Genomic DNA, 11499 nt, shown 5'->3' on the forward strand with positions numbered 1-11499 from the left:
CCCTTATCAATTCATGTAAAAACCGAACGCCCCGCCGCTGCGCGGTCCGGTGGCCGCTGCGGTAGCCGGTTGGGCGTCCAGGGGAGTGGCAAGGGTGCGACCGCGCACCGGCTCCACCAGGTAGGGGGTGATCAGAATCACCAGTTCGGTTTCGTTGCGCTGGAAGCGCTTGGAGCGAAACAGGTTGCCCAGGATCGGTACGTCGCCCAGCAACGGCAGTTTCTCGATGTCCTGGCTGCTCTCACGCTGGAACAGGCCGGCGATCGCGAAGGTCTGCCCACTGCCCACTTCCACCCGCGTATCGGCACGGCGCACGCTGAACGACGGCACATGGAAGTTGCCGAAATCCACGGTCCCGCCACTGACCACGCTGCTGACTTCCGGACGCACTTGCAGGGCGATGCGGCCGTTGGGCAACAGCGTCGGGTTGAACAGCAGCGACACGCCGAACGACTTGTATTCGATACCCACCAGGTCACGGTTGACCGGCACCGGAATCGCCACTTCGCCACCGGCGAGGAAGCTGGCGGTCTGGCCGGTCATGGCGGTGATGTTCGGTTCGGCGAGAATCTGCAACACACCGTTGGCCTGCAAGGCGTCGAGCATGCCGTCGATATTCACGTTGCCCGAGCCGGTACCGGCGGTGGCCAGGCCACCCGCCGTGGCGGCCGCCAATGGACCGCCGGTGATCAGGCCGAACGAGAAGGTGCCGTTGTTGAACATTGCGTTCCAGTTCACGCCGTAGTGCAGCAGCTCGGAACGCGACACTTCGGCAAAGCGCACCCGCAGGTTCACTTGGGCGGAACCGGCATATTCGGTGGTGTTGATCGCGCTTTGAAAGCCCTGCCCCTGGGGGTTGAGCAACGCGTTGAGGTCAGTCGCTTCGCCCACCGAACCCACAGTGCCCTTGGCGATCAGACGGTTGCCGGCGCCACTGATTTGCGCGCCGTTGCCCGGGTGCAGCGTCTGCATCGGCGCGGTCACCGCCTGGGTGCCACTGCTCACCGACAGGGTCAGGCTCGCCAGTTGTTTACCGTCGTCGCCCAAGGCGATCAGGCTGGTGTTGCCCGGCGCCTTGCCGAAGATGTAAATCGTGCCCGGCGACACCACTTGCAGGTCGGCCACATTGGGCTCGGCCACCAGCACCGAATCCACCGGCGCGACAAAATGCAGGATCCGCCCTTCGCCGGAAGCCAGGTTGATGGAGCCGGCGGCACCGGCGGCAATTTCCTGCGCCTGACTCACACACGAAAACACAGCCAACAACAACACACAAAAACGCATCATGAGGCGGACGCCAGCGGGGTGACGGAAGCCGCGCCAGGTGCGCGGCGGTTGGAAATATCGGTCAGGCTGATGGTGACCAGCGCCTGCAGGTTGTACTCGGTGGCCAACTCGCGGAACGACAGCACCGCCAGGTCCAGTTCGCCGCGCAGCACCAGGCGCCGCAGGCCGCGCCGCAGTTCCGGGTGCACCAGCAACACGGCGCTGTTGACTTCGCGGATGTTTTCGCAGGCCAGCCGCAATTGGCCGATCAACGCACGGCTGACTTCCTCGGGGATCAGTTCGCGCTGCGGCTCCTGGCGACGCAGGGCGCCGCGCAGTTGATCTTCCAGGCCCGGCGCCAGCACCAGGGCACCGATCACGCGGTTGCGGTCGGCGTACTGGTGGCTGATCTGCCGCGCCAGGGATGCACGCAGGTGTTCGGCCAGACGGCCAGCATCGGTTTCGCGGGCGCCCCACTCCACCATGGCTTCGAGCAAGGCGCGCTGGTTGCGGATCGACACACCCTCGCCGATCAGCAGACGCAGGGTTTCGGCCACGCGTTGCAACGGCACCAGGCGCAAGGCCTCCTTGACCAGTTCGCCATAGGTGGCTTCGGTGCGCTCCAGCAACAGGCGGGTTTCCTGGATGCCAAGGAAGTCGGCAGCGTAACGCCGCAGGCTGCGCTCCAGCACACCGCGCAGCACTTCATCGGGCAGCAGGAAACCGATGCCGGCGTTGCGCAGGGTTTCTTCGTGCTGACGCTCGATCCAGTGCGACGCGCGGCCATTGAGCGGCGAATCGGCCTGCACAGTGGCGATATCGAGCAGCTGCACATGCACCGGGTCGTCCTGCAACAACAGGCAGTTGACCGGCATCTCGCCCTCGCTCACCGGCACGCCTTCCAGGGACACGCGGAAACCACCGGCCGGGGCCTTGGGTTCCATGTAGATGCCCGGCACCGGCACATCCACGCCCAGGTCGGTGCGAATGTCGTGACACAGTGCTTCGACCCGCTGGCGCAGCAACTGGCGCGGTGCGCTCTGGGACAAGCCGCTGCCGATGGTCAGCAGCACCCGGGTGTCGGGCATCAGGTTGTCGTCCAGTTCGGCCTGCACTTCGACCTGCGGCTCCGGCGCTTCGAGCAACGGCTCCACCTCGGCTTGCGGTTGACGGTTGTGGCGGCGGTACATCACAAAGGCCGCGCCGCCGAACACCAGGGACAGGGCCAGGAACACCCAGGTCGGGAAACCCGGCAACAGGCTGACGCCGATCATGATCAACGCCGTCAGGCCCAGGGCGCGGTGACTGGCGCCCAGTTGCTTGATGATTTCACTGCCCAGGTCGCCGCTCTCACCGTCGCTGTTCACGCGGGTGACCACGGTACCGGCGGCCACCGAAATCAGCAGCGCCGGGATCTGCGCGATCAGGCCGTCACCCACGGTGAGCAGCGAGTAGGTATGCACCGCCACGCCGAAGGGCATGTCGCGCTCGATCATGCCGATCAGCATGCCGCCCAGCAGGTTGACCGCCAGGATCACCAGGCCGGCAATCGCGTCGCCCTTCACGAACTTCATGGCGCCGTCCATCGCGCCGAACATCTGGCTCTCACGCTCAAGGCGCGAACGGCGACGACGGGCTTCACCCTGGTCGATATCGCCGTTGCGCAAGTCGTTGTCGATGCTCATCTGTTTGCCGGGCATCGCGTCGAGGGTGAAGCGCGCGGCCACTTCCGCCACGCGCTCGGCGCCCTTGGTGATCACCACGAACTGCGCCACGGTGATGATCAGGAACACCACCATGCCCACCACCACTTGCCCGGCGATCACAAAGTCACCGAACGCCTTGACGATGTGACCGGCGTCGCCGTGCAGCAGGATCAGGCGGGTGGTGGTGATCGACAGGGACAGGCGAAACAGGGTGCTGAGCAGAATCAACGGCGGCAGCGCGGAGAACTCCACGGAATGGCCGATGTAGAAGGCAACGATCAGGATCAGGATGCTCAAGGCGATGTTGAGGCCGATCAGCATGTCCACCAGGTAGGTGGGCAGCGGGATGATCATCATCACGATGGCCATCAGCATGAAGGCGACGATGATCACGTCAGTGCGTTGGGCGGCAACGCGGGCGAGATTGTTCAGGCTGTTGAGTGCACTCATGCGCCGGCCCTGCGTGCGGCCAGGTAGCGCTTGAAGCACTGACGCGCCTCGTCCTTGCGCTCGCCGTACCACAGCGCGCGGGCGCGCAGCAGCAACAGGCTGGCGGACTCGCCTTCGAGCGCCACCAGGCGGTCAAGGGCGCCGAGGGCGCGATTGGCATCGCCGCTGTCGGTAAACGCCAGCACCAGCGAGCGCAGCAGCACGCCGTCGTGGGGCGCCACGCTGGCGGCAATCAACAGCATGACCAGGGCGCGCTGGGACTGGCCATTGCGCCGGTACAGTTCGCCGATGCCCTTGAGCAGTTGCACGGCGTCATCGTGATCACGGGCCATCAGGCATGTACCTCCGAGCGTTGCTGTTCGAGGTTGCGGCGCACCTCGATTTCTTCGCTGATCAGCTCGACCGCCAGTTCCTTGATATGCGGCTCGGCGTCCAGGCTTGGCAGAATGTGTTCCATCACATGCTCCAGCAGTTCCAGGGAACGGGCACTGCCGAACAGCAACGAGTCGACGCCGGCGGCACTGGTGAGTGCTTCCAGGTCACTGCGCAGGGAGCGGCGAGTCTGGACCTTGCGGGTTTTCACGACCGCTTCGAAAGCGGTCGCCTGACGCGAGCTGACCGGACGAATCGCTTCGACCGGTGCACTGCGCACGTCACTGGGAATCAACGGGCGGGGTTCGACTTTCATCCCAGGGCCTTAGCTGTAAAGCAGCGTCATAAGGTAAAGGTAAAGCGCTCCTCGCCACGGGCGAGAGTCACTTGGTTGTTCTCGATGCGCTCCAGCACCCAGTTGTCCGCCAGGGCCGCGCCGGGGTACAGGCGCTTGCCGCTGTCATTGATCACGTAAGGATTGGTCCCGAACCACACGGCCTGGAACCGCACGCGTGGCCGCGCGGCGTCGGCCCGTACCGCCACCCGGGGGTTGAGCACGATCTGCTGGCCGTAACGTTGGTCGAAGGCTTGTTGCAGGGCGAGCCATTGTGGCTTCTGCGATTGTTCGAAGCTGCCCACGGCACTGAGCTGGCCGTTGCTGTTGCTGACCTTCACACCGTCCAGGCGCGCCGCTTGCAGTTGCTGCTCCAGCCAGGCCTTGGCCTGTTCGCGGGTCGGTTTTTTCACCGCCGGCGCATCGACCACCGCGGCAGCGGGCAACACTGGTGCCTCCGAGCGAAACGCCAACGCGCCCGCGCAAATGAACAGCAACGCCGCCGCGACGATCCACGGTGTGCGCTTGGTATGAGAAGGGGTTTTCGTCGGTTTTTCCGCGCCTTCCGGCAACGCCAGGCTGACGCCAGCCGCGCCGATGCGCAGTTGCACTGGCAGGCGCGCGCGATGGCCGCTGCCTTGGGGAATACGTACAAGGCCCGCAATCTGCACATCTCCGCCCAATGCCTCGACCGCGACCTGGCCGCCGTCAAAACGCAGGCGCAGGTGCAAGCCGGCAATGCCCGGATCGCTCAGAACGAGATCGGCCGCGAGGTCCGCGCCGATGGTGTAGACGGGCTGGTCGAGTACCAGGGAACTGCCCTGATGCAAGCCACCGGTCACTGTCAGGGTCGGCGCGCCAATACCGGCGACCGGGCCCAGGGAAATCAAGGCTGTCATGTTCGGGTTTGCCCCCTTGAGAATCACAGGCCGCAATCACGCCTGTGTCGATCAACAACGGTGCAACGTTTTGTGAAACACAAAGCAGTGGGTAAACGGGCAGCGCCGGCGCCGCCCGTTTGGCGAATCAGTTCTGCGGACGCTGTTTGGTGGCGTCGAGCTCCGCTTTTTTCGCGGTGCTGATTTCAGTGATCTTGGCCGACTTCTCGATAGCCATGTTGAAGGTCGCTTCCATCTTCGCGATAGCGTCGTCGGCGCCGCCTGCTTTTACTGGTGGGACATCAGCCATGTTCATCTCCTTGCATCGATAGGGAAGTTATTCAGTTGCGCAACAGCAACCTGAATGTATGCAAACCGGTGAATGCTCAAAACGTCAGACAGTGAGCTTTCGAACCGCCGTTGGTTTGCATGGGTTCCATACTACTCACGATCAAAACGCCTTCGCTGTGAAAGCTTGTGAAACGTTTCAGATACAGGGCGTGAAAGGTTTGGCTCAACCTGGCGTTGAAAAAAATTCATCACCCGCACGGCGCGGAACTTTTTTCCAAAAATCCAAACACGGCGGCCTCCAGTGTTTACGGGGCCTGCACGCCCGCAGGTTGCGCCGAGGTGCCCAAAGGGCCGGGATCCAACACCGTTTAACCGCCCTTCACACGCCGGCTTCACGATTTTTTTTGCGACGACTTCACATTTTTCGCTAATAGCCCTTTGCCCAACTTCGCGGATATTTCCATTTGTAACAGAAGCGACTTAATCATCGCGTTTGATAGCTCGGCGCGAGCGACCTTAGTGCCCGCGACCAACTAATACTGCGGCGCCTGATTAGTACAGTTGCACTAATAGCTAAAACACTTAGTGCGCAGGCCCTGATATATGAAACAACTAGCAGATGCCCATGACAACGCCCGCGACACGCAACACCCGACCCTCCCCCGACAGACCGGCGCAACAGGGAGCTGCACCGGGCTGTGTTTTCAACGCACAAAGGTTTAATGACATGACGTACCCCAAACGCAGCCAGTTCACCGATGACGCATCCTTCGAGATCCACTTCGGCCCGTTCCAATTGCTGCCCCGACGTCATCTGCTCCTCAAGCACGGGCAACCCGTTGCCCTGGGCAGCCGCGCCCTGACCTTGCTCATCGCCCTCGCCTCGCGGCCCGGAGAATTGCTGGAGAAAACCGAACTGATCGAGCTCGCCTGGCCAAGGCTGGTGGTGGAGGAATGCAACCTGCGCACTCAGATCAAGGCCGTTCGCCGCGCCCTGGACGACGACGACGCCTTTTACATCGCCACGGCGCCGGGCCAGGGTTACCGTTTTGTCGCACCCACCTGGTTCGAACGCGCCACCCCGCCGGAACCGGTGAAAAAGCAGCCGGTAGTGCTCGGCGTGTATGGCTGCCGCCACTGTCGGGGCGCCGGGATGATGCCGCTGTTTGCCCAGGTGGGCATGCAAAACAGCTGACCGAACAGGGTTATTCCGTTGGAAAAATAGTTTTTTCCGACGGAATTATTCAGCGGGCCCGCCTGTTGTATTTCCCGAGACTGCCCAACACACATAACCTCAGGAACTACTTCATGAATCGCTCCCTTTTGCTCGGCCTGCTCAGTGTTCTCGCGGTCGGCTCCGCCCAGGCGGCTTCGCTGCAAGTCCCGGTCAACCTGGTGAGTGCCGACGGCGCTCCCCAAGCGGTTGGCAGCGTGACCATCAGCGAATCGGCCTACGGCCTGATCTTCACCCCCGATCTCAAATCCCTGCCGATGGGCGTGCACGGCTTTCACATCCACGAAAACGGCAGTTGCGAAGCCGGCGTGAAGGACGGTGTGAAAGTTGCCGCGCTGGCCGCCGGTGGCCACTTCGACCCGGAAAAGACCGGCAAGCACCTGGGCCCTTATGCTGACGGCCACCTGGGCGACTTGCCCGCGCTGTACGTGAACATGGACGGCACCTCCACCAACCCGGTGCTGGCGCCGCGTTTGAAAACCCTGGCCCAGATCAAGGGCCATGCCCTGATGATTCATGCCGGTGGCGACAACCATTCCGACATGCCCAAGCCACTGGGCGGTGGCGGTGAGCGCGTGGCCTGTGGCGTGATCTGATACCCTGCCGCACAAAAAAGGGCCGGTCACCCCCGTGACCGGCCCTTTCTTACCTTCTCGACTCCCCTTTTGAATGCCCCTGCCTATGAAAATGATGATGACCTGCGCCGGCCTCGCCCTCTTGTTGACGGGCTGCGTGCAATACGACTGGTACAAGGACAACACCACCCGCGAGCAAAAGGACCGCCAGGTGCTGTCCTGCACCGCCGACGCCATCCGCGCCGTGCCGCCCAGCTATGTGGTCACCAGCGAGTCGTCACAGACCAATGCCTCTGACTGCGACCGCAATAGCAAAAAATGCCGCAGCCGCCCGCTGTACTCGACCAATACCAGCTACAACTCCACCGATATGAGCGCCGGCGCCCGGGACATCGTGGTCAAGGACTGCATGTACAAGATGGGCTATCGGGAAATCCAGATTCACCGCTGAGTCGATCAAGCCGCGTTCAGGCCGCCGAGATCAAGGCGCCCGTCCTTGACCGGCGGGCACCAGTAATAGCCACCGGTCAATGGCGTGCTGATGCGGTACAGGCCGTCGACAATCCCGTCCTCCAGCCCGCTCATGCGGCGCAATTGGGCTTCGAACGCCTCGAAGGAATGCCCGAACGCCAGGAACATCAACCCGGCCTGGCCGTTCTCGGCCCATGGCATGGAGCGGCGCACCACGAACGCTTCGGGGCTGAAGCTTTCCTGGGCGGTGCGTTTGGTGTGGGCCGACGCCGGGGCGTCGTCGAGTTCTTCGTTATCGCTGTGGCGACGGCCGATGATGTGGTCACGTTCCTCGGCGGGCAACGCGGCGAAGCCATCGAGGTCGTGCTGCCACTGCTGGATCGCGGCGAAACTGGCGCCGCTGTCGGTCAGGGCGGCTTCCACGGCGGCATCGTCGTGGGGGTTTTCGGTGCCGTCTTCGTAGTCGGTCAGGTCGAAACCGGTCTTGTAGCGGAAGCCTTCGGTCATCTGCACCAGACGGAACGCCGGCGCCAGGGCCTTTTCAAAGGCGCGGCTGCGCAACAGCAACTCGCCACGGTCCACGCCGTGCAACCACACCCACAGCGCCTGCTGGGTCGACGGGTTGTGCGCACCCGGCCCGCTGATCGCCGGGAAGGCACGCAGCCCTTCTATTTGTGCGCCCAGCGCGTGCACCAGCGGTTCACCGAAACCGACCACCACCGCCGCATCCGTCAACTGCACCAGCGCGTCCAGTGCAGCGGGCACGGCGTCGAGTGAATCCACGGTGAAAAACAGATGACGTGCCTGCAAGGGCACCGGGGCGGCAAGAATGCCCGGCTGGTACTGACTCATGTGAACTCCTTCTGGAAAGGCGCGCAGTTTATCCCAAAGCACAGGCCGTACGCTGCCTTGCGTTGCGCCGGGCGTACAAGCCTTGCCACAGGGCCCTGTGTTGGGTGACTCTCTAGTCAGGATTTCCAGTCATGCTTTGCAATAATCCAAGGGGTAGCGCCATGACCACCGAACACCTGCTCGCCCAGCTGTTTCCCACCGCCATCACGGATATTCCCGAACCCTTCCGCCTGGCAGCGCCCATCGAACAGCGCGAATACCTGGTCGACGGCCAGTTGCAGACCTGGACCGGGCCGCTGGCGCAGGTACAGAGCCCGGTGCAATTGGGTGAAAAGCGCGTGGTGATCGGCAGCACCCCGCTGCTGGACGCCGACACCGCGCTCACCGCCCTCGATGCTGCGGTGCGCGCCTATGACCGTGGCCAGGGTGAATGGCCGACGATGCGCGTGGCCGACCGAATCCAGCATGTCGAAACGTTCCTGCGGCGCATGCGTGAACAGCGCGACGCGGTGGTCAAGCTGTTGATGTGGGAGATCGGCAAGAACCTCAAGGACTCGCAGAAAGAGTTCGACCGTACCTGCGACTACATCACCGATACCATCAATGCCCTCAAGGAGCTGGACCGGCGCTCCAGCCGCTTCGAGCTGGAACAGGACACGCTGGGGCAGATCCGCCGCGTACCGCTGGGCGTGTCGTTGTGCATGGGCCCTTACAACTACCCGCTGAACGAAACCTTCACCACGCTGATTCCGGCGCTGATCATGGGCAACACCGTGGTGTTCAAGCCGGCCAAGCTTGGTGTGTTGTTGATTCGCCCGCTGCTGGAAGCGTTCCGCGACAGCTTCCCGGCCGGCGTGATCAACGTGATCTATGGCAGCGGTCGCGAGACCGTCAGCGCGCTGATGGCCAGCGGCAAGATCGATATCTTTGCATTTATCGGCACCAACAAAGCTGCCAGCGACCTGAAGAAACTGCACCCCAAGCCGCACCGCCTGCGCGCGGCCCTGGGCCTGGATGCGAAAAACCCCGGCATCGTGCTGCCGGAGGTGGACCTGGACAATGCCGTGAGCGAAGCCATCACCGGGTCATTGTCGTTCAACGGCCAGCGCTGCACGGCGTTGAAGATCCTGTTCGTGCATGAAACCGTGGTGGAGCGGTTCATCGAGAAATTCAACCAGAAGCTGGCGGCACTCAAGCCCGGCATGCCCTGGGACGACGGCGTGTCGCTGACCCCGCTGCCGGAAGTGGGCAAGGTTGACTACCTGAACGGGCTGGTGGCCGACGCCAGGCAGCATGGCGCCCAAGTCGTGAACCCGGACGGCGGGGTCAGCCGCGGTTCGTTCTTCTATCCGGCGGTGCTGTACCCGGTGAACCCGCAGATGCGCGTGTACCACGAGGAACAGTTCGGCCCGGTGGTGCCCATCGTGCCTTATCGCGACCTGGAGACGGTCATCGACTACGTGCTGGAATCGGACTTCGGCCAGCAACTGAGCATTTTCGGTACCGACCCGGAACACGTCGCACGCCTGGTGGACACCTTCGCCAACCAGGTGGGCCGCATCAATATCAACGCCCAGTGCCAGCGCGGGCCGGACACCTTTCCGTTCAACGGGCGCAAGAACTCGGCCGAAGGCACCCTGTCGGTACACGACGCGTTGCGCGTGTTTTCGATCCGCACGCTGGTGGCGACCAGGTTCCAGGAGAGCAACAAGGCACTGGTCAGCGATATCCTGCGCAACCGTGACTCGAACTTCCTGAGCACCGACTACATCTTCTGACGGCATCTCGGAGCCCGTTATGAAAAACGGGCACCTGTGGGAGCTGGCTTGCCTGCGATACAAGCACCTCGGTGCTTCAGACACACTGAGTGGATGCTATCGCAGGCAAGCCAGCTCCTACATTCGATCGAATTAAACCGAGCTTTAGGAGGCCTTTTACTACCGATGAACCTGCCCATGTTTGCCCGGCGCCTGTTGCGCCCTTTGCTTGACCCCTACCGCCGCTACCGCCACGCCAAGCTGATCCATGCGGTGCGCGTGTCCATCGGCCTGTTGGCGACCATCCTGCTGACCACCGGCATCAACCTGCCCCACGGTGAATGGGCGTCGGTGACCATGCTGATTGTGATCGGCGGTTTGCAGCACCACGGCAATATCGGCAAGAAAGCCGTCGAGCGTGCCTACGGCACCTTGATCGGCGCCACCGTCGGCCTGTTGCTGGTGGTGCAACAGGCGTACCTGGGCCAGCCGTTGCTGACCTACTTATTGATGTCGGTGGTGTGCGGGTTCTTTTCCTATCACGCCATCGGCAAGGGCGGGTACATCGCGCTGTTGTCGGCGATCACGGTGTTCATCGTGGCCGGGCACGGTGACAACCCGCTGTCGGATGGCTTGTGGCGCACGGTGGACATTCTGATCGGCATCGTCCTGGCCCTGGCGTTTTCCTTCGCCCTGCCCCTGTATGCCGTGTATTCGTGGCGCTACAACCTGGCCAGTGCGTTGCGTGACTGCGCCGCTATCTATAGCCGGATCATCAGCGGTGGTTCGGTCACCGATGATGAACATCTCAAACTGCTCAACCGCCTGAACGCGGCGATGCTGCAATTGCGTTCACTGATGCCGTCGGTGTCCAAGGAAGTGCGCATCTCCATGACCGAGCTGGACGCCATCCAGCGGCATCTGCGCATGAGCATCAGCACCCTGGAGATTCTGGGCAACACGCGCCCCGATCCACGGGATGAGCAGGCCATGGCGCGGATGCAAGTCATGTTGAAAGCCGAGCACCGGCAGATCCGAGTGCAACTGGTGGGGATGGCGCGTGCGTTGAAGTCGGGGGTGACGGAGCGGTTGGAGCGTGAGGGGAGCATTGCGAGCACTGACTCGGCGATGAGTGCACCGGTTTACGGTGATCGGGATGGTTATCAGCTGTTGACGTTTGAACTGTTGAGCAATGTGGACGCGATGCGCGCCCGTTTGGCGAGCAGCGCAAACCGATGGAAGATTTGAACCGAGGTCGGTGCCCCATGAGCGGGAGGGGTTCACACACCCCCTCCCGTCATGACGTCAATGCA

General features: G+C 62.8%; 12 protein-coding genes. 5 read left to right on the forward strand and 7 right to left on the reverse strand.

Annotated features, from left to right (window positions below):
* Window positions 1–6: 6 nt before the first annotated feature.
* From ACW9IB_RS20235 to ACW9IB_RS20260, 6 genes are all read right to left on the reverse strand, one after another.
* Window positions 7–1287 carry a type II and III secretion system protein family protein gene (locus ACW9IB_RS20235; protein WP_457364222.1) on the reverse strand — a complete coding sequence of 427 codons (1281 nt, stop codon included), beginning with the start codon at window positions 1285–1287 and terminating at the stop codon, window positions 7–9.
* Window positions 1284–3422: a type III secretion system export apparatus subunit SctV gene (sctV, locus tag ACW9IB_RS20240; RefSeq protein WP_457364223.1), complete on the reverse strand. Its 2139-nt coding sequence runs from the start codon at window positions 3420–3422 to the stop codon at window positions 1284–1286. Before sctV ends, ACW9IB_RS20235 begins: the two co-directional genes overlap by 4 nt.
* Complete coding sequence (locus tag ACW9IB_RS20245; RefSeq protein ID WP_457364224.1) at window positions 3419–3754, reverse strand: type III secretion protein; 336 nt, start codon at window positions 3752–3754, stop codon at window positions 3419–3421. The genes sctV and ACW9IB_RS20245 overlap by 4 nt, the downstream gene beginning before the upstream one ends.
* Window positions 3754–4110, reverse strand: a complete 357-nt coding sequence (locus tag ACW9IB_RS20250; RefSeq protein WP_457364225.1) for a hypothetical protein — start codon at window positions 4108–4110, stop codon at window positions 3754–3756. The genes ACW9IB_RS20245 and ACW9IB_RS20250 overlap by 1 nt, the downstream gene beginning before the upstream one ends.
* A 26-nt stretch (window positions 4111–4136) precedes the next feature.
* Complete coding sequence (locus ACW9IB_RS20255; protein WP_457364226.1) at window positions 4137–5027, reverse strand: SctD/MshK family protein; 891 nt, start codon at window positions 5025–5027, stop codon at window positions 4137–4139.
* A gap of 127 nt (window positions 5028–5154) precedes the next feature.
* A complete protein-coding gene (locus ACW9IB_RS20260; RefSeq protein ID WP_016969018.1) occupies window positions 5155–5316 on the reverse strand; it encodes a hypothetical protein in 162 nt (53 codons plus the stop codon).
* 708 nt (window positions 5317–6024) lie between these two features.
* Here ACW9IB_RS20260 and ACW9IB_RS20265 point away from each other — a divergent pair.
* From ACW9IB_RS20265 to ACW9IB_RS20275, 3 genes are all read left to right on the forward strand, one after another.
* Window positions 6025–6492: a winged helix-turn-helix domain-containing protein gene (locus tag ACW9IB_RS20265; protein WP_457415134.1), complete on the forward strand. Its 468-nt coding sequence runs from the start codon at window positions 6025–6027 to the stop codon at window positions 6490–6492.
* Between the two features lie 113 nt (window positions 6493–6605).
* The gene (gene sodC, locus ACW9IB_RS20270) at window positions 6606–7127 is read left to right on the forward strand and encodes a superoxide dismutase [Cu-Zn] SodC (RefSeq protein ID WP_457364228.1); all 522 of its coding nucleotides are present in this window, start codon (window positions 6606–6608) and stop codon (window positions 7125–7127) included.
* 85 nt (window positions 7128–7212) lie between these two features.
* Window positions 7213–7557: a hypothetical protein gene (locus tag ACW9IB_RS20275; protein ID WP_457364229.1), complete on the forward strand. Its 345-nt coding sequence runs from the start codon at window positions 7213–7215 to the stop codon at window positions 7555–7557.
* Between the two features lie 5 nt (window positions 7558–7562).
* On the opposite strand, the gene ACW9IB_RS20280 is transcribed toward ACW9IB_RS20275, so the two are convergent.
* On the reverse strand, window positions 7563–8429 hold the full coding sequence (locus ACW9IB_RS20280) for a Dyp-type peroxidase (RefSeq protein WP_457415137.1): 867 nt from the start codon (window positions 8427–8429) through the stop codon (window positions 7563–7565).
* Window positions 8430–8590: 161 nt separating this feature from the next.
* Here ACW9IB_RS20280 and ACW9IB_RS20285 point away from each other — a divergent pair, with 161 nt between their 5' ends.
* Together ACW9IB_RS20285 and ACW9IB_RS20290 are read left to right on the forward strand one after the other, a co-directional pair.
* Entirely contained in the window at window positions 8591–10207 is a 1617-nt protein-coding gene (locus ACW9IB_RS20285; RefSeq protein ID WP_457415140.1) for an NADP-dependent glyceraldehyde-3-phosphate dehydrogenase, read from the forward strand.
* Between the two features lie 165 nt (window positions 10208–10372).
* Window positions 10373–11434, forward strand: a complete 1062-nt coding sequence (locus ACW9IB_RS20290; protein ID WP_457415143.1) for an FUSC family protein — start codon at window positions 10373–10375, stop codon at window positions 11432–11434.
* Window positions 11435–11499: the final 65 nt, after the last annotated feature.

It is taken from the genome of Pseudomonas sp. SDO524_S393 (assembly GCF_054071875.1).